Source organism: Micromonospora sp. NPDC049679 (assembly GCF_040659735.1).
Lineage (GTDB): Bacteria > Actinomycetota > Actinomycetes > Mycobacteriales > Micromonosporaceae > Micromonospora_I.
In genome coordinates this window covers 101386-119594 of the sequence record NZ_JBFANZ010000007.1, presented here as the reverse complement: position 1 = coordinate 119594, position 18209 = coordinate 101386, and the positions used below count along the sequence as shown (strand labels likewise).

Genomic DNA, 18209 nt, shown 5'->3' with positions numbered 1-18209 from the left:
GCCGCGGCGCGAGGCGTCTGAGTCGATCGGTGGGAACGGGTCGGGCTGCCGCCGGATCAGCGCGCGCGGGAGTGGCGGGGGAGCGCAGCGGGCCGCTCGTCCTGCCGTCCCCGTCGCAGCTGCGACACGGACCACCGTGCCTGCGCAAGCACCAGGCCGAGGCGGGCCAGCGGTTCGGGACGGTACGGCGTCGCGTCGAACCCCCACTCCTCGGCGAGGAGCTCCGCGTTCCTGATCAGATTGTCCAGATCGTTCAGGCCCAGCCGGCGGCGGCGAACGTTCGTGGCGATCACCGCGGTCTTCGCCGCGAGCTCCAGCCGGCCACCGATGTCGTTCACCGCCACCTGATCGCCGAACTCGTACCGGATGCTCCGGGAGACCTCGTCGGCGGTGACCGCGTAGAGGCGACGGGACCATGCGGCCGCGTCCTCGGCGAAACGCTGGAGCTGATCGGGGCCGAACCGGCCGCGACCGAGCTGTGCGACGGCGGCGCCGAACGCCGCCTCGACGAGCCCGAAGTAGGACATCGCGTCGCGGGCCGCGCCCTCCGCTTCGAGGTGGCGCTGCAAACGACGGCTTTCGAGCACCATGGACCGCAGGTAGTGGCCCTCAAGCGTGGTCAGCAAGGATCCCTCTCCGGTCGGCCTGCGGCAGCTGCTCGGCCGGCCGCCGACGCTCCGGGCCACGCGAGCGCTGACGCTGACCGGCATGAGTCAGTCCGGTGACGCTATCAACCGTCGCGCACTCCTCGGTAGAGCCCGCCGGGTCCGCTACGGCCGTCGCTGCGGGCGGTGGCAGGCTGGTCACGCAGCGGTCGTGCCGGCGCGAGCGTGTGGTCCGCGGCACGGCCGGGACACGGGGGGAAACCGGGGATGGCGGGGCGTGGTCAGTCGTTCAGCCGGCCGTTGCGGAGCATGAGCTGGTGCCGGAGCACGTACCGGCGGATCACCCGCGCGTCGCGCTCGTGCGGCTCGAAGACCAGCACCAGCAACGTCTGCTCCCCGTCCTCTTCCTGCCACACCCGCAGAACCCGTCCCTCGACGGAGAGGATGTCCTCGCCGAGTTCGACGCGGACTTCCACCTCGTCGCCGCCCGCCAGCTCGATCTCGTCGAAGCGTGCCCGGACCCCGCCCTCGCTGATGTCGATGACCCGGCCTTCCACCGTGTCTCCGCTGGGGCTCAGCCGGCGGACCTGGACCAGCTCGTTGCCGCCGCCCCGGACGTAGGAGCGGCTCTGCTCCAGTTTGGGCGGCCCGTCGGGCCGCATCACCCAGCGCGGGAGGGCCCCGCCCACGACCTCGATGAGGTGACCCGCCGCGGCGTAGCGGCCGCGCTCCCCGGCCGGCCACCGCACCGTGATCTGGTCGCCGACATCGGGCACCTCGGTGACCCGCAGGTTGAGCGGCGCGGCGATGGCGAGCACGCCGTCTCCGGCGTCCTCCACCCGCGACTTGTACGAGTCTCCGCCGAAGACGCTCACCTCGACCAGCGCGTTGATGGCGGGCAGCGAGATCTCGCTGTGCCTGACACCGTCGACCATGACCTGTCCTCCGAGACGCGTGAACGCAGGGCGCGGTGCCCCGGCGCAGAGCGCTGACCTTGGCCTTTCGGCCGGCGGCGGACCGAGCTGAGGAAAAACGCCGTCCGTTTGACCCTCGACCCGGTCGAGGCCACAGGATCACCGGAGTGGAGAGCGAGATGCGCAGCATCGGCCAGATGGCCCGCGCCAGCGGGCTGAGCGTGAGCGCCCTGCGGTTCTACGACGGCGCCGGGGTCCTGGTGCCGGCCATGGTGCATCCGGAGACCGGCTACCGCTGGTACGGCCCCGAGCAGCTGCGGCCCGCCCGGGTGGTGGCCCGGCTGCGCCGGGTCGGGATGCCGCTGGCCGACATCGCCCGGGTGCTGGAGCAGTGGCCCGACGCCGGGGCCGTGCGCCGGCTGCTGGACGGGCACCTGTGCCGGTTGGAGGCAGGGCTCGCCGATGCCCGCCGTGAGCTCTCCCGGGTCCACGCCGTGCTCGACCAGGAGGAGAACGTCATGACAATCGCCCGTACGCCGGTCCGGCTCACCGCGACCGCCGCGGAGCTGGCCGCCGGGATCGACGCCGTCCGGTTCGCGGTCGGCGACGATCCCGCGTTCCCCATGCTGACCGGGGTCCTCATCGAGGTCGAGGCGAGCGTGCTGCGCCTCGTGGCGACCGACCGCTACCGGATGGCGATCGCCGAGGTCCCCGTCACGGGCGTCGTCGGCCCCCCGACGAGCCTGATCGCGCCGGCCGCGTTCGTCGACGGGGTCCGGGCTCTGCTGCCGGCCGCCGGTACGGCCGCCGTCACCGTCGACGCGGACGGGATCACGGTGCGGGCCGATCGGCGGCAGGTGGGCGCGGAGGGGGTGGAGCACGATTTCCCCGACTACCGCCGGGCGCTCCGGGACCGGGGGACGACCGACACGGCCCGGCGGGTCGCCGTGGATGTCGCGGCGCTGCGGGCGTCTCTCGCCGACGCGCCCACCCGCACGGTCGTGCGCGAGCACGAGGGGGTGCAGTGCGAGGTGGTCGTCCTCGCCGTCGAGCCCGCCGGCACGCTGACGGTCGCCGGCGCGGAGCCGCAGGGCGGAGCGGAGACGCACGTCGGGGTCAACCGGGAGTTCCTGCTCGAAGCGTTGGCCGCGGGTGGGCGGGGCCAGCTGGTGCTCGAACTGGACGGGCCGATCAGGCCGCTCGCGGTGCGGCTCCCGGACGACGACGGGACGTTCTCGATCCTGATGCCCACCGTGTTGTCGTAGGTCGTGCGGCCGTCCGATCCGGCCGCTCCCGGCAGGGTGGGGCGGTCGGATTGGATGTTATCCGACATTGCTTTATTTTTCCCCTGATGCGCCGATCAGAGGGCAGTGAATGGACTGATCGACGCTGTGCGCGGGGCGCTTCCGAGAGGACTGCCGCTGACGCCCACCGAGTGGTCGATGCGCCACCGCGTGATCCTCTGGCTGATCGGACTGCACGCGCTCGGCCTGTTCGCATTCGCGTTGTGGCGCGGCGGCGGGCCGGGGCATGCGGCCCTGGACGTGGCGCCCCTCATGGTCATCCTCGTGGTGGCGGCCCGGCGCCAGATCGGCCGCCGGTTGCGCTCGGTCGTCGCGACCCTGGGGCTGGTCGGATCCTCCGCGATCCTGGTCCACCTGGCGGACGGGCTGACCGAGGCGCACTTCCACTTCTTCGTCATGATGTTCGTGATGACGTTCTACCAGGACTGGCTGACGTTCCTGGTGGCCTCGGCATTCGTGTTGATCGAACACGCGGTGGTGGGCGTGATCGCGTCGCATCTGGTCTACAGCCATCCCGACGCCCAGCATCAGCCGATCAAATGGGCGGCCATCCACGCGACGTTCATCGGTGCCGCCGCGGTCGCGTCGCTGGTGAACTGGCGACTGACCGAGACCGCCCGGGACGCCCAGCATCGGGCCGCCGCCGAACTGGCGTACCAGAGCAGCCACGACGCGCTGACCGGGGCGCTGAACCGAACGGAGTTCGAACGCCGGGTCGCGGAGGTTCTCCCGGCAGGCGATGCGCAGAACGCGGTCTGCGTACTGAATCTGGACCGCTTCAAGATCGTGAGTGAGGCGGGTGGCCAGGCCGCTGGTGACGCCCTGCTGTGCCAGGTCGCCGCCGCCATCCGGGAGCTGGACCCCGACGGCCCCGACCTTGCCCGCCTCGGCGGCGACCGATTCGCGCTGCTCCTCTCCGGACACACCCTCCCGGCCGCGGTGGCCGTCGCCGAACGGATCCGGACCCGGCTCGCGCAGGGCCGGTTCGCGTTCGCGGACCGGACATTCGAGGTCACCGCGAGCGTCGGCGTCGTCGCCGTCACGCCGCTGACCCCGGGACCGCAGGACGTCATCGAGGCCGCCGAGGCGGCGTGCTACACCGCCAAGAACAAGGGGCGCAACCGGGTCGAGGTCTACGAGCCCGACGACGGTGCCCTGGCCCGTCACCGCAACGCGATGCACTGGGCCGGCAGGGTGATGGCCGCGCTGCGCGAAGAGCGGCTCGAGCTCTACTTCCAGCCCATCAGTCCGGTGACCGGCCACGGTTACGGGACCTTCGGCGAGCTGCTGCTGCGGCTGCGCGACACCGATGGGAGCATCGTCGCCCCGGGACTCTTCCTGCCCGCCGCCGAACGCTACGACCTGCTGCCGGCGCTGGACCGCTGGGTGGTGACCTCCGCCTTCTCCACCCTCGCCCGCCGCTATGCGGGCCGGGAGGTGAACGGTGACCGCTACTCGATCAACCTCTCCGGCCCGTCCATCGGGGACTGCGGCTTTCTCGCGCACATCCGCGAGCAGTTGATGGTGACCGGTGTCGCGCCGAACCTCATCTGCTTCGAGATCACCGAGACCGTCGCGATCGCCGATCTCGCCGCCGCGGCCGACTTCATCAGCCAGCTCCGTGGCATGGGGTTCCACTTCGCGCTCGACGACTTCGGTGCCGGCCTGTCGTCGTTCGCCTACCTCAAGAGCCTGCCCGTCGACTACCTGAAGATCGACGGCAACTTCGTCCGGGGTATCACCCACGACCCGGTCGACCGGTACATGGTGGAGGCGGTCAACGGGATCGGCCACCAGTTGGGGCTGCGCACCATCGCCGAGTTCGTCGAGAACGACGAGATCCTGAGCTGCCTGCGCACGGTCGGTGTGGATTACGCGCAGGGCTACGGCATCGCCCGTCCGGGGCCGTTCGAAAGCTGGCTCGACGGTCGGGAGTGGCCCCTGCGGAGCTACTCCACGACCGTCGACGCCGCCGCCGCGACCGGCTGACCCGCGCCGCCGGTTTTTCCGCGGCGGTCAGGGCACCATCCAACCGAGCACGGGTGAGCCCTGCAGCGCCACGATCACGCACATGAACAGCAGCAGGAGCAGGCTCCACCCGAACACCTTGCGGAAGATCTCGCCCTCGCGGCCGGCCATGCCGACCGCGGCGGCGGCGATCGCCAGGTTCTGCGGGCTGATCATCTTGCCCATCACGCCGCCGGAGGAGTTCGCCGCCGCCAGCAGCAGCGGGTCGAGCCCCGCCCGCGCCGCCGTCTGCACCTGCAGCGCGCCGAAGAGGGCGTTCGCCGACGTGTCCGATCCGGTCACCGCGACGCCGATCCAACCGAGGATCGCGGAGAGGAAGACGAAACCGCCACCGGCCTGCGCCAGGAACGCGCCGAGGGTGTTGGTCTGCCCGGACTGGTTGAGCACGTAGGCCAGGGCCAGCACCGCCATCACCGTGACGATCGCGTACCGCAGTTCGACGTAGGTGGCGAGGTAGGCCCGCAGGGCGCGACGGGCGGAGATGCGCAGCACCAGCGCGGTGAGGATGCCGGCGAGGATCATCAGGCTGCCGGCCGCCGGCAGCCAGTTGAGGGTGAAGGTGATCGACGAGACCGGCGCACCGGCGCTGTTGACGACGTCCAGCCCCGGCCAGGCGAACTTCACCGTCCACGGCTCGCCCGCCAGCGCGTCCTTGACCGCGCCGAGGTTCGCGATCGAGAAGATGGCGATGATGATCAGGTACGGCGTGTAGGCCCGCGCCACCTCCGCTCCGCTGTCCCGCGTGCGTACGCCGGGCCGGTCGCCGCCGCCGGCGGCCGTGACCGGTGCGTCCCGGTCCACGGCGCTCTGCTCGCCCGGCGCGTCCCCGATGACGTCACCCGCGGTCGACCCGCCGCCGCCCGTGGTGACCGTGCTGCGCGCGGCGACGTCCCGGTCCCCGCTGCGGGCCGCCGGCACGGCGGCGCTGGTCGTCGTCCGCTCGCTGTGCAGGTTGGGCGACTCGGCCGGACGCCAGACCCGCACCAGCGCCACGACCGCGGCGGCGGAGACCAGCGACGCGACGATGTCGGTGAGCGGCACCGAGATGTAGTTGGCGGCGACGAACTGCGCGATGCCGAAGGAGATCCCGGCGACGAGCGCGGCCGGCCAGGTCTGCCGGACTCCGCGCCGGCCGTCGACGACGGCGACGAGCACGAGCGGCACGACGACCGCGAGGATCGGGGTCTGTCGGCCGACCATCGCGCCGAGGGTCTCGACGGTGAGCCGGGCATCGTCGCTGGCCCCGCTCGTGACGGTGGCGAGCGTGACGATCGGGGTGGCGAGCGCACCGAACGCCACCGGCGCGGTGTTGGCGATGAGCGCGACGGAGGCGGCGTGGATCGGGCGGAAGCCGAGCGCCATCAGCATGACCACGGTGATCGCCACGGGTGTGCCGAAGCCGGCCAGCGCCTCCAGCAGTGCGCCGAAGCAGAACGCGATGATGATGGCCTGGATCCGCATGTCGGGGCTGACCCGTTCGAAGGAGCGGCGCAGCACGTCGAAGTGTCCGCTCTCGACGGTGAGGTTGTAGACCCAGATCGCGTTGATGACGATCCACAGGATCGGGAAGAAGCCGAACGCCGCGCCCTCGGTCGCGGAGAGCAGCGCCTGCCCAGCCGGCATCGCGTAGACGAGAACGGCGACCAGCAGCGCGACCGCGAGGGAGATGAGCCCGGCGAGCCAGGCCTTCATGCGCAGCGCGCCGAGCAGGACGAAGAGGGTCAGCAGCGGCAAGGCGGCGAAGATCGCGGATAGGGCGACGGAATCACCGACCGGGTCGGTGATGATCGTGTACTGCTCCAGCATGGGTCACCTCGTCGCTGAGGGGGGACGGGAGGAGGCGGAACGGGTGGAGCGGGTGAGCAGGTGCGTGACGGGCAGGCCGCGGATCGACGCGTCGAGCACCTGGGCGGTGTGGGCGAGGGAGAGGGTGCCGCCGATCCGCTGGACCGACGCCGCGACCTGCATGAGGCAGCCGGGGTTCGCGGTGACGAGCAGCTCGGCGCCGGTCGCGAGCACGTCGCGGGCCTTGCGCTCGCCGAGCTGCGCGGCCGGCTCCGGGTTGAGCACGTTCCAGACGCCGGCCGAGCCGCAGCAGATGTCGGCGTCCGCGATCTCCCGCACGGTCAGGGCGGGGATGCCGGCGAGCAGCGCGCGGGGCTGGGCCCGTACCCCCTGGGCGTGCGCCAGGTGGCAGGCGTCGTGGTAGGCGACGGTCACCGGCAGCGGGTGCCGCGGCGCCACCGGACCGAGCTCGGCGAGGAGCTCCGACAGGTCGCGCACCGTCGCGCTGAACGCCGCCGCCCGCTCGGCGTACGCCGGGTCGTCGGCGAGCAGCGTGCCGTACTCCTTCAGCGTCGAGCCGCATCCGGCCGCGTTGACCACGAAGTAGTCGAGGCTCTCCGCGCCGAGCGCGTCGATCAGCCTCCGCGCGAAGCGTTGCGCCTCCGCCTCGCGACCATTGTGGACGCTCAGTGCGCCGCAGCAGCCCTGCCGGTCCGGCAGCACCACCACCTCGCAGCCCTCGGCGGCGAGGATCCGGGCGGTCGCGGCGTTGACGTCGGGGAAGAACGCGCTCTGCACGCAGCCGGTGAGCATGCCGACCACCGCGCGTCGCGGGCCGGTCGCGGGCACCCGCTGGGGCAGCCGTTCCGGGCGGGTCAACCGGGGCGCCAGCGACTCCAGCGCGGAGAGCGTCGGCGCCAGCCGGGGGAGCAACCCGGTCCGGGCGACCAGCCGGCGCAGGCCGGTCGCCTGGTACGCCCGCAGCGGGGCGCGCAGCAGCCGCAGCCGCTTCGGGTACGGGAAGAGCCGGAAGATCGCCCCGCGCAGGAGCCGTTCCCGGCGCGACCGGGCGTGCCGCCGCTCCACCTGCTGCCGGGTGTCCTCGATGAGCCGGTCGTACCGGACTCCCGACGGGCAGGCGGTGACGCACGCCATGCAGCCGAGACAGGCGTCGAAGTGCTGCACCATCGAGTCCGACAGCGGCTCGCCGTCGAGCCCCTGTTTCATCAGGTAGATGCGCCCGCGCGGCGAGTCCATCTCCTCGCCCCACAGCACGTACGTCGGGCAGGACGGCAGGCAGAAGCCGCAGTGGACGCAGTCGGAGACCAGCTCGGGCCGGGGCGGGTGGTGGTCGTCGAACGCGGGCGGGCCGGACGGCGCAGCGAGGGTGCCGAGGACATCGCGCGGCGCGCTCGCCGGCGCGCTGCCCTTCGTCGCGTCGACGCCGCCCTGGGTGGGAATGCCCGCGGTCATCTCAGATCCCTCCCACGAAGCGTCCGGGCGCGAACCGCGCGTCGGGGTCGAACTGCTGCTTGATCCGGCGCATCAGCTCCAGGCCCTCGACCGGTCCCCACAGGTCGACGTGCTCGCGGACCGCGGCCGGGGCGGTCAGCACCACCGCGTGCCCGCTGACGTCGCGCGCGGCGGCGCGCAGCGCGTCGACGACGCCGGCCACGGTCTGCGGCGCGGCCGTGCCGGGCAGCCCGACGTAGAGGACGCCGGTGCCGGCCGAGCCACGCAGCCGCAGCGGCACGCCGTGCCGCTCGCGCGCGGCGAGGGCCGCCCCGAGGAGCGCCGGCACCCCGGAGAGCGCCGCGGTGAGCTTCAGCCCCACGTCGCCCGACCCCCACGGGTACGCCGACCACCAGCCCGGCGCCGCGTCCGAGATCGCCGCGTCCCCGCCGAGCAGCCGGATCGTCCGCACCGCCCGTCCCGCGACCCCCTCCGCCGTCCCTTCCAGCAGCACGACCACCTCGAACCCGCCCTCGGGCGGGGCGTCGACCTCCAACGCGCTCGGCACCACCTGCGCGCCGAGCACGTCGGCGACGAGCCGGCCGGCGGCGGCCGGGTCGGCGACGCGGCGCGACACGTACGCGCTGGCGGCGGGGGAGGGGTGCAGCCGGAAGGCGCACTCGGTGACCAGGCCGAGCGTGCCGTACGAGCCGGTGATGAGCTTGCCGAGGTCGTAGCCGGCAACGTTCTTCACCACCTTGCCCCCGGCGTGGGCCACCACCCCGTCGGGCCGCACCACGGTGACGCCGATGAGCAGGTCGCGGACGGTGCCGTAGAGCATCCGGCGCGGACCGCTGGTACTCACCGCCACCGTGCCGCCGACGGTCGCGCCCGGCAGCGGGGCGTCGAGCGCGAGCTGCTGTCCGGCGGGCGCGAGCAGTTGCCGCAGCTCCGTCACCAGGGTGCCGGCCCGCACCACCGCGATCAGGTCGCCGGCGACGTGCTCGACCACGCCGATCAGCCGGCGGGTGCTGAGCACCAGGTCGCAGCGGCGCGGCGGGGCCGCCCAGTCCTGCTTCGTCATCCCGCCGCAGACCACGACGGCGAGGTCGTGCGCGGCGGCCGCCCGCAGCACCGCGGCCGCTTCCGCGGTGGAGCCGGGCGCCGCCACGTAGCGCGGCCGTATCCCCGGCAGGACCGGCTCGTCGTCGGCGAGCCACACGCCGTCGGTGTGGTTGGTGCGGCTGCTGGCCTCGTGCGAGGCGCCGCGGAGCGCGGCGAGGGCGGCGTCGGGCATCGTCAGAACACCTCCGCCACGCCGGCCTCCTGCAACGGATGTGCCCCTTTGTGCCGCCCCGGCACCTCGCCGCAGAGCCGCGGCGTCGGGAAGACCTTGCCGGGGTTGGCGAGCCCGCGCGGATCGAACGCGCAGCGGACCAGTTGCATCGTGTCCAGGTCGTCGTCGCTGTACATGCGCGGCATGTACTTCGCCTTGTCCATCCCGACCCCGTGCTCGCCGGTGATCGAGCCGCCGTACTCGACGCAGAGGTCGATGATCGCGCCGGAGACCTCCTCCGCCTGCTCGGCCTGGCCTTCGACGCTGTCGTCGAAGAGCACCAGCGGATGCAGGTTGCCGTCACCGGCATGGAAGACGTTGGCGACCCGTACCCCACGCTCGCGGGAGATCTCGGCGATCCGGCGCAGCACCTCGGGAAGGGCGGTGCGGGGGATGACCCCGTCCTGCACGATGTAGTCCGGGCTGATCCGCCCGACCGCCGCGAACGCCGACTTGCGGCCCTTCCAGAACAGCGCCCGCTCCGCCTCGTCGGCGGCGACCCGGATCTCGAACGCCCCGTTGCTCCGGCAGAAGCCCTCGACCTGCGTGAACTGCGCCGCCACCTCCGGCGCCGGTCCGTCCAGCTCGACCACCAGCACCGCGCCGGCGCCCTGCGGGTAACCGCAGTGCACCGCCGCCTCCGCGGCCTCGATCGCCAGCGCGTCCATCATCTCGATCGCGGCCGGCACCACGCCCGCGCCGATGATCGCCGAGGTCGCGGCGCCCGCCTCGTCGGTGCCGCGGAAAGCCGCGAGCAGCGTGCGCACCGACTCGGGGAGCCGCACCAGCCGTACGGTCACCTCGGTGGCGATGCCCAGCGTCCCCTCCGACCCGACGAACGCGCCGAGCAGGTCGTAGCCGGGCGCGTCCGGGGCCCGCCCGCCGAGCCGGACGAGGTCGCCGTCCGGCGTGACCACCTGCAGGCCGGTGACGTGGTTGGTGGTGAAGCCGTACTTGAGGCAGTGCGCGCCGCCGGAGTTCTCCGCGACGTTGCCGCCGATCGAGCAGATCTGCTGGCTCGACGGGTCCGGCGCGTAGTAGTAGCCGTACGGGGTGGCGGCGCGGGTCACCTGCAGGTTGATGACGCCCGGTTCGACCACCGCCCGTTCGTCCTGGGGCGCGATCTCCCGGATGGCGCGCAGCTGCGACGTCACGATGAGCACCCCGTCGGCGTGCGGGAGAGCGCCGCCGGAAAGGCCGGTGCCGGAGCCCCGAGCCACGAACGGCACCGCCGCCTCGACGCAGGCCCGCACGACCGCCGCGCATTCCTGCGCCGAGCGGGGGAGCGCGACGAGAGCGGGGATGACCTTGTACTGCGCGAGCCCGTCGCACTCGTACGTGCGAAGCTCCTGCCGGTCGCTGATCACCTGCCCGTCGCCGATCGCCGCCCGCAACATCGCGGCGAGAACGCTGATGTCCGTCGTGGTCATCGCCGGCCTCCCCTCAAGGCATGGTCGTATCAGCGCATCGGGTTACGGCATCCGCTCGTACGCCGGGAGCGTCAGGAAGTCCACGAAGTCGTCGGCGACCGCCACCTCCATGAACAGCGCGCGCGCCTCGTCGAACGCCGCGGCGCCGCCGTCGGTCAGCTTCGCGATCTCCTCGTCGGCGATCCGCTCCACCAGCGCGCGGGTCACCTTCTCGCCGGAGTCAGCCAGGGTCACGTCGTTGTGCAGCCACTGCCACACCTGCGACCGGGAGATCTCGGCGGTCGCCGCGTCCTCCATCATGTTGAAGATCGCGACGGCGCCGGAGCCGCGCAGCCAGCTCGCCAGGTACTGGATGCCGACGCTGACCGCGTTGCGCAGCCCCGCCTCGGTCATCTGGCCGGGCGTCTCCCGCACGGCCAGCAACTGCGCCGCGGTCACCGCGACGTCGTCGCGCGTGCGGTCGAGCTGGTTCGGCCGGTCGCCGAGCACGCCGTCGAAGACCTCACGGCAGACCGGCACCAGGTCGGGGTGGGCCACCCACGACCCGTCGAAGCCGTCGCCCGCCTCGCGCGTCTTGTCGTCGCGCACCTTCGCCAGCGCCGCCTCGTTGACCTGCGGGTCGCGCCGGCTCGGGATGAACGCCGCCATGCCGCCGATCGCGTGCGCGCCGCGCCGGTGACAGGTGCGCACGAGCAGTTCGGTGTACGCGCGCATGAACGGGGCGGTCATCGTCACCGCGTTGCGGTCGGGCAGGAGAAAATCGTGGCCCCGGGTACGGAACTTCTTGATGACGCTGAACATGAAGTCCCAGCGCCCCGCGTTGAGCCCTGCCGAGTGCTCCCGCAGTTCGTAGAGGATCTCCTCCATCTCGAACGCCGCGGGGAAGGTCTCGATGAGCACGGTGGCGCGGATGGTGCCGGCGGGAAGGCCCAGCCGCTCCTGCGCGAACAGGAACACGTCGTTCCAGAGCCGCGCCTCCAGGTGGCTCTCCATCTTCGGCAGGTAGAAGTAGGGGCCGGCGCCGGCGTCGATCTGCGCCTGCGCGCAGTGGAAGAAGTAGAGCCCGAAGTCGACGAGGCTGCCGGAGCTGCGCTCACCGTCGACCAGGATGTGCTTCTCGGTCAGGTGCCAGCCCCGGGGCCGGACCACGATCGTCGCGAGCTCGCCGTCGCCCAGGCGGTAGTGCTTCCCGTCCGGCGAGCTGAACTCCAGTTTCCGCCCGATCGCGTCGCGCAGGTTGAGCTGACCGGAGATGACGTTCTCCCAGAGCGGGGTGTTGGCGTCCTCGTGGTCGGCGAGCCACACCTTGGCCCCGGAGTTGAGAGCGTTGATCGTCATCTTCGCGTCGGTCGGCCCGGTGATCTCCACCCGGCGGTCCACCAGGCCCGGGGCGGGATCGGCGACCCGCCAGTCGCCCTCGCGGACGTTTCTCGTCTCGGGGAGGAAGTCCAGCGTCCCGCCGGCGGCGAGGGAGGCCTCCCGCTCGGCCCGCCCGGCCAGCAGTGCCCGCCGCCGACCGTCGAACGTCCGGTGTAGTTCGGCGAGGAGCCCGAGCGCGTCGGGCGTGAGGATCTCCTCGTACCGGTCGTGCAGCGGCCCGGTGATCTCGACTCCGGCGGGGTTGCTCATGACACGGCCGTCCTTTCCGCCGTCGCGACAGCATCGCGTGCGCGGCAACCGCGTCGGCGCGGTGCTGGCGGGGTGCGACCGGTGCTGACGGAGGGTGTAGATGCGTCGATGTGTGCTGGTCACGACTGTATCGACGGCATCGACGGATGGCGACGGGTATCAATCGCCGAACGCGACCGGCGGCCGGCCGGATGAGCCGAGCGGTCGACGGCCGTCGCTGGCCGGCGCTCGCCGTCCGGCGTCAGTCCAGCTTCGCGGCGACCACCGGGCCGTCGGCGCTGATCTCGTCCGGGGCGACGACCGCGACGGCGCTGCGCGCGAGCAGATCGTCGTCCACGAGCACCAGCCGGCGGCACTGCGGGTCACCGGTGCGCTCGGGGAGCTTGCCGGTCAGGGCGCGCACGGCCGTCGCCGCGGTGTCGTCCAGGACGAAGCCCTCCGCGCTCCACGTCCCGTCGGCGGTGAAGAACTCCTTGCTGCCGTTGGTGTTGTCGCCGTTGAGCACCACGCTCCGGTCGGAGCCGCTGAGCGTGCTGGAGGCCTCGTTGAGCCCCCACACCTGGTAGGACCCCGAACCGGAGTCGGGGGCCGAGCTGACGCCCACGCCGGTGCACCCGCTGAGCGCGAGTGCCGCCACGAGGCCGCCGAGCAGTGTGCTTCGTTGGAAGATCCGTCGGTTCGCCATCCGCCCACCTCTTCGATCGACGTATGACACTATTACCCCGCTGAGTCGATGGATACGCCGCCGACCGTCCCCGTTGTCCTCCGCCGGGTCGGCGCACCGCCGGCGCACCGTGCGGCCCGGATCTAACCGTCCCGCGAGACCAGTTCGGGGCGCTCGATCACGTACTGGTCGAGGTGGCCCTGCTTCAGGGCGGTGAACATCTCCAGGCTTTCCGCGCTCAGTCCCTCGACCTCGCTGCTGGCCGTGGCGACGGGGTTGAACGTGCCGCCGTTCGTCTTCACCAGCAGCACGTCGTTGGCGGCCATTCCCTTGAGCGTGAAGATGAAATCGGCCATCGGCACGCCGCCGGTGTCCAGGATGAACGCGTTGCCGGCCGCCGTGATGACCCGGTCGAGCTTCGCCGGGTTGCTGATGACGCCCGCACTCATCGCCTCCTTGCCGATCGCCTTGACCAGTTGCTGCTGGTGGCGCTGCCGGTCGTAGTCACCGTTGGGCAGTCCGTAACGCTGCCGCGAGTAGTCCAGCGCGGACCAGCCGGGCATGTGCCGGCAGCCCTTTTCGTGCCAGATCTCCTCGCCTCCGCCGTACTGGCGGGCGTCGGCCAACCACATCGGCTTTCCGTTGACCATGCGCATGTGTTGCGACTTCACCCGGTAGTCGACGCAGAGGTCGACCCCGCCGAGCGCGTCGACAACGTTCTTGAACCCGTTGAAGTCGATGATCGCCGCGCCGTTGAACTCGATTCCGGTGATCTGCTTGATGGTCAACGCCACCAGTTGGGCGCCGCCGGCCCGGCCGCCGCCGCCCTGCGCACCGGCGTGGAACACGTCGGTCAACTTGGCGGCGCCGCCGGTGAAGCCGCTGCGCGGGAATGGCGGCGCGTCGACCCAGGTGTCACGGGGCACCGAGACCAGGTACGCCTGGTCGTGCGAGGCCGGGACGTGCAAGATCATGATCGTGTCCGACCGCACGTCACCGGGGTTGCGCGCCCGCTCGTCCACGCCGAGCAGCAGCATGTTGACCGGTCCGGTGAGCGGCTTGCCGGGCGTGGCGGCCTTCGCCGCCCCCGCCAGCAGGTTGTCCTGCGCGACCCCGCCGGTGTAACGGTCGATGAGGACTTTGCTGCCGACGATCGCCGTACCGCTGATCATTATCAACGCCGCACCGAGAGCGACCAGCACGCGGGGCCAGCGGGGGCCGCGGCGTCGCTGAGCGGTAGGGGTGGGCGGGCGCCGGCGACTCGGGGACGGCATGCGGAGAACTCCTGGCGAACGAGGGGAGAGGCCATATGGGGAACTTTCGGGACACCCGGGACGTCGATGAGGCGTCACCTCGACCCTGGCGCCGGATCACCGGCGACGCGGGGCGGTGAGGGACCATACCGCTGGAAGCTGACAGATCCCTGGGGAGCGGGAGCCGGATCACCGGCCGAGTGGGAAGCCGATCACGGGCGGACGGGCGCCGGCTCCAGCATCCGCTCCACGGTCGTGGCCAGCACCGCCTCGCCGACCTCATGCGCGCGGCGGGGGGAGGCGATGAACCAGAACTCGTGATCCGCCGCGCTGTTCGTCGGATCGGTGCGCGACCACACCTGCAGACCGCGTTCCTGGAAAGCGCCCATCAGCCGCAGCCGCGACTCCGGTGAACGGCGGTAGACATTGGCCAGAATGAAGCCGTTCGCGCCGATCAACCGCACCATGCACTCGATGTGCTGGGTCGGCATCCGGAAATGGAAGACGAACACGCTCACGATGGCGTCGAACGCCATGCCCGCCAGCATTTTCGGTACGGCGTGGGCGGGCAGGCAGGCGACGCCGTGCCGGAGGTTGTCCGCCACCACGTCGGGGTCGAGATCCACGCCGACGAAGTGCTCGCGCCGGTCGAGTAACCCGCGCATCGGGTGGTAGCCGCAGCCCCAGTCGAGTACGGAACGGGCGCCGGTGCCGTTGACGGCCGCGGCCATCGCGCTCTTCACCCGGTGATTCGTCGCGTACTGCGCCGACTGGTCGCCGACCATCAGTTGCCGGCGCAGCTTGTTGACCTCGCGGATCTGGCGGGCGTTGAGATCCTCGGTGGTCAACGGCAGGGAGATGACGTCCATGAACCGGACCGGCTCGCGGTTGCCGAGCCGGAGGCGAGGGGCGGATCCGGTGGATTCGCACAGGCGTACCCCGTGCAGGCCGAGAGTGGAGGCCGCAAGGCGCCGAAGGAGACCGCCGAAACCCAGACCCACCAACCCTGTCCTAGTGTCACGTGCCCCCTGGGACCGCCTATCCCGGGGGGTGGTCGCTCAGCCAGTGCTGCTCGATCCGAGCGACGTAACGCTCGCGGTACTCCTCGCGACCGAGGGAGCGTAGCAAGAAGTCCATGTGATCACAGATCTCCCGCGCGCGTCTGGTGGACGGGCAAGTCTCGTACAGGATCTCGGCGAAGGTGTCCGCTTCGGCGTATGAACCGCGCATCAGCAGATCGGCCCAGCGGATGAGGGCGGCCCACATCGGCTTGATGCTCGCCCGGCCCTGGCCCGAGTCCAGCCGGCGGATCGCCTCGGCGGAACGGTCCCGGGCATGCGGCAGCGCCTGCGCCTGCGCGGCGAGCAGCGCCAGGTAGAACGGGGTGACGACCTGCTCGCCGTCGAGCTGGTTGGCCTGCTGGTGCGCGTCCCGCGCGCCCACGAAGTCGCCGTTGTCGCGCAGGATCAGGCCCAGGCAGTTCCAGTTCCCCGCGCTGCCCGGCCCGTACTGGATGGCGTGGCGGGCGTGGGTCAGTGCCCGGTCGGGATCGGAGTAGCGGTGCAGCAGCGCGAGCGCCCGTTCGCCCGCGTCCGTCGGCAGCTTGTACGTCAGCGCCGTCTCCAACTCCTCCCCGGCGGCGTTCTCCTCGCCGAGGTTGGTGAGGGAGCGGCCGAGCCGGTAACGCACCCGCGGATTCCTCGGATCGAGCTCGATCGCCCGGCGCAGGAACTCGACGGAGGTTTCGTAGTGGCCTTCCCGGTAGGCGGCTTCACCCTGGTTGAACAGGTACGAGACCTCGACCTGCGTGGTCAGCCGCTGGTCGAAGTCGCTCAGCCGCGACTGCATGTCCTCGATGAGCAGGTGCACCTGCTCCGACTGCTGGTCGGCGCGGGCGACCGCGGTCTGCACCCGGCCGACCAGGGTGTTGGCCTGCTCCGAGAGGGTTTCGGCGCCGTGCACCGCGCGGTCGGCCTGGGCCACGATCTCCTGCGCCACGGCCTTCTGCTGGTCGAGTTCGCGCCGCGCTCGCTGCCCGACCTGCCGGATGGAGCGCAGCTCGCGGATGCCGACGAAGCCGGCGACCACGAAAAGGACCGTCATGATCGCGACGAGCAGCGCGAATGCCGCGAGGATCACGCCGGACCAGGTGATCACGAGATTGGCGATCTGGCCGGGGTCGGCGGTGGGGGCGGCGGTGGGGGTAGGAGTGGAGGGGGGCATAGGTTCAGTATCGCCTACTCTCCGTGCTAGTAGTGCTACTGATAGTGTTGCCCATCTATTCCATAAATGTGCCCGGAACGGTAGGCGTTCGGATCATTCCGGCGGCCCTGGCGTGAACTGGGCGGGCATCCGGAGCGGCGCGCTAGCGTCGACGGGTGACAGCAACCGCAGACCCGGCCCTCCCCACCCCACCCGCCGACCTACCGCGTACGGTCGGCGAGCTGCGGGCGGCAGGCCATCGTTATCGCACCGTGAAGCAGGAGCTGCGCGAGAACCTGCTCGCCCGGATGCGGGAGGGCTCGATCCGCTTTCCCGGCATCGTCGGCTATGACGACACCGTACTGCCAGAGGTGGAGCGTGCGCTGCTCGCCGGCCACGACATGGTGCTGCTCGGCGAGCGCGGCCAGGGCAAAACGCGGCTGATCCGGTCCCTGGTGTCGCTGCTCGACGAGTGGACGCCGGTCATCGCCGGCTCCGAGCTCAACGAGCACCCCCTGCACCCGATCTCGCCGGCCGCGCGTCGGCGTGCCGCCGAGGCCGGCGACGACCTGCCGGTCGGCTGGCTGCACCGCTCGATGCGGTACGGCGAGAAGCTCGCCACCCCGGACACCAGCGTCGGCGACCTGATCGGCGACGTCGACCCGATCCGGGTCGCCGAAGGCCGCACCCTCGGCGATCCCGAGACCATCCACTTCGGACTCGTGCCCCGGACCAACCGGGGCATCTTCGCCGTCAACGAGCTGCCCGACCTCGCCGAGCGGATCCAGGTCGCGCTCCTCAACGTGCTGGAGGAACGCGACATCCAGGTGCGCGGATACCAGCTGCGCCTCCCGCTGGACCTGCTGCTCGTGGCGAGTGCCAACCCGGAGGACTACACCAACCGGGGGCGCATCATCACGCCGCTGAAGGACCGGTTCGGGGCGGAGATCCGCACCCACTATCCCGTGGACCTCGAGCTGGAGCTGGCGCTGGTCCGCCAGGAGGCGGCGCTCGTCGCCCCGGTCCCCGACCACGTGCTCGAGGTCGTCGTCCGGTTCGCGCGGGCGGTGCGCGAGTCCCCGTCGGTCGACGCCCGCTCCGGAGTCTCCGCGCGGTTCGCGATCGCGGCGGCGGAGACCGTCGCCGCCTCCGCGCTGCGCCGCGCCGGGCTCGTCGGCGAGGCCGAGCCGGTCGCCCGGGTCGGCGACGCCGTGTCGGTGGCGAGCACCCTGCGTGGCAAGGTCGAGTTCGAAAGCGGCGAGGAGGGACGGGAGATCGAGATCCTCGCGCATCTGCTGCGGACCGCCACCGCCGAGACCTTCCGCGACCGCCTCACCGGGCTCGACCTCTCCGGCTTCACCAGCCTCGTCGGCGACGGCGCGGTGATCGAGACCGGCGAGCTGGTCGGCGCGGAGGAACTGCTCCGCCAGGTGGGCACCGTGCCGGGCCTGGCGAAGGTCCTCGACCGGCTCGACCTCGGCGACGCCCCCACCCCGGGCGAGGCCGCCGCCGGGATCGAGTTCGTCCTCGAAGGGCTGCACCTGACCCGCCGGCTCGCCAAGGACCTCACCGACGACGGGCGCACCCGCTACGGCGGGCGGAACTGA

14 protein-coding genes are annotated in these 18209 nt (G+C 71.8%); 3 read left to right on the top strand and 11 right to left on the bottom strand.

Features of this window, described 5'->3' with window-relative positions:
- Positions 1-56: 56 nt before the first annotated feature.
- The gene (locus AB0J06_RS07235) at positions 57-626 is read right to left on the bottom strand and encodes a hypothetical protein (protein ID WP_357425606.1); all 570 of its coding nucleotides are present in this window, start codon (positions 624-626) and stop codon (positions 57-59) included.
- Between the two features lie 260 nt (positions 627-886).
- Complete coding sequence (locus tag AB0J06_RS07230; protein WP_357425603.1) at positions 887-1540, bottom strand: PilZ domain-containing protein; 654 nt, start codon at positions 1538-1540, stop codon at positions 887-889.
- Between the two features lie 158 nt (positions 1541-1698).
- On the opposite strand from AB0J06_RS07230, the gene AB0J06_RS07225 reads away from it, so the two are divergent.
- Positions 1699-2784: a MerR family transcriptional regulator gene (locus AB0J06_RS07225; RefSeq protein WP_357425601.1), complete on the top strand. Its 1086-nt coding sequence runs from the start codon at positions 1699-1701 to the stop codon at positions 2782-2784.
- A gap of 177 nt (positions 2785-2961) precedes the next feature.
- Positions 2962-4812: an EAL domain-containing protein gene (locus AB0J06_RS07220; protein ID WP_357425599.1), complete on the top strand. Its 1851-nt coding sequence runs from the start codon at positions 2962-2964 to the stop codon at positions 4810-4812.
- A 27-nt stretch (positions 4813-4839) separates the two neighbouring features.
- Here the strand turns inward: AB0J06_RS07220 and AB0J06_RS07215 are convergent, their stop codons facing one another.
- The 9 genes from AB0J06_RS07215 to AB0J06_RS07175 form a co-directional block, all read right to left on the bottom strand.
- Positions 4840-6657, bottom strand: coding sequence for an L-lactate permease (locus AB0J06_RS07215; protein ID WP_357425597.1), 1818 nt, complete (start codon positions 6655-6657; stop codon positions 4840-4842).
- Between the two features lie 3 nt (positions 6658-6660).
- Positions 6661-8109, bottom strand: a complete 1449-nt coding sequence (locus AB0J06_RS07210; RefSeq protein ID WP_357425594.1) for a heterodisulfide reductase-related iron-sulfur binding cluster — start codon at positions 8107-8109, stop codon at positions 6661-6663.
- A gap of 1 nt (position 8110) precedes the next feature.
- Positions 8111-9385, bottom strand: a complete 1275-nt coding sequence (locus AB0J06_RS07205) for an FAD-binding oxidoreductase (protein WP_357425592.1) — start codon at positions 9383-9385, stop codon at positions 8111-8113.
- A 2-nt stretch (positions 9386-9387) separates the two neighbouring features.
- Positions 9388-10854 carry an FAD-linked oxidase C-terminal domain-containing protein gene (locus AB0J06_RS07200; protein WP_357425590.1) on the bottom strand — a complete coding sequence of 489 codons (1467 nt, stop codon included), beginning with the start codon at positions 10852-10854 and terminating at the stop codon, positions 9388-9390.
- Between the two features lie 42 nt (positions 10855-10896).
- Entirely contained in the window at positions 10897-12483 is a 1587-nt protein-coding gene (gene aceB / locus AB0J06_RS07195) for a malate synthase A (protein ID WP_357425588.1), read from the bottom strand.
- Positions 12484-12724: 241 nt separating this feature from the next.
- Positions 12725-13168, bottom strand: coding sequence for a hypothetical protein (locus AB0J06_RS07190; protein WP_357425586.1), 444 nt, complete (start codon positions 13166-13168; stop codon positions 12725-12727).
- A gap of 122 nt (positions 13169-13290) precedes the next feature.
- Positions 13291-14421: an LCP family protein gene (locus AB0J06_RS07185; RefSeq protein ID WP_357425584.1), complete on the bottom strand. Its 1131-nt coding sequence runs from the start codon at positions 14419-14421 to the stop codon at positions 13291-13293.
- Between the two features lie 191 nt (positions 14422-14612).
- A complete protein-coding gene (locus AB0J06_RS07180; protein WP_357425582.1) occupies positions 14613-15401 on the bottom strand; it encodes a class I SAM-dependent methyltransferase in 789 nt (262 codons plus the stop codon).
- 37 nt (positions 15402-15438) lie between these two features.
- Positions 15439-16623, bottom strand: coding sequence for a tetratricopeptide repeat protein (locus AB0J06_RS07175; RefSeq protein ID WP_357425580.1), 1185 nt, complete (start codon positions 16621-16623; stop codon positions 15439-15441).
- A gap of 155 nt (positions 16624-16778) precedes the next feature.
- Here AB0J06_RS07175 and AB0J06_RS07170 point away from each other — a divergent pair, with 155 nt between their 5' ends.
- Positions 16779-18209, top strand: coding sequence for a sigma 54-interacting transcriptional regulator (locus tag AB0J06_RS07170; RefSeq protein WP_357425578.1), 1431 nt, complete (start codon positions 16779-16781; stop codon positions 18207-18209).

Bases quoted from the DNA above. Each gene is read 5' to 3' on its own strand.
- AB0J06_RS07210 (WP_357425594.1), bottom strand. From the start codon at position 8,109: ATGACCGCGGGCATTCCCACCCAGGGCGGCGTCGACGCGACGAAGGGC.
- AB0J06_RS07215 (WP_357425597.1), bottom strand. From the start codon at position 6,657: ATGCTGGAGCAGTACACGATCATCACCGACCCGGTCGGTGATTCCGTC.
- AB0J06_RS07225 (WP_357425601.1), top strand. From the start codon at position 1,699: ATGCGCAGCATCGGCCAGATGGCCCGCGCCAGCGGGCTGAGCGTGAGC.
- AB0J06_RS07200 (WP_357425590.1), bottom strand. From the start codon at position 10,854: ATGACCACGACGGACATCAGCGTTCTCGCCGCGATGTTGCGGGCGGCG.
- AB0J06_RS07185 (WP_357425584.1), bottom strand. From the start codon at position 14,421: ATGCCGTCCCCGAGTCGCCGGCGCCCGCCCACCCCTACCGCTCAGCGA.
- AB0J06_RS07220 (WP_357425599.1), top strand. From the start codon at position 2,962: ATGCGCCACCGCGTGATCCTCTGGCTGATCGGACTGCACGCGCTCGGC.
- AB0J06_RS07190 (WP_357425586.1), bottom strand. From the start codon at position 13,168: ATGGCGAACCGACGGATCTTCCAACGAAGCACACTGCTCGGCGGCCTC.
- AB0J06_RS07230 (WP_357425603.1), bottom strand. From the start codon at position 1,540: ATGGTCGACGGTGTCAGGCACAGCGAGATCTCGCTGCCCGCCATCAAC.
- AB0J06_RS07205 (WP_357425592.1), bottom strand. From the start codon at position 9,385: ATGCCCGACGCCGCCCTCGCCGCGCTCCGCGGCGCCTCGCACGAGGCC.
- AB0J06_RS07175 (WP_357425580.1), bottom strand. From the start codon at position 16,623: ATGCCCCCCTCCACTCCTACCCCCACCGCCGCCCCCACCGCCGACCCC.
- aceB (WP_357425588.1), bottom strand. From the start codon at position 12,483: ATGAGCAACCCCGCCGGAGTCGAGATCACCGGGCCGCTGCACGACCGG.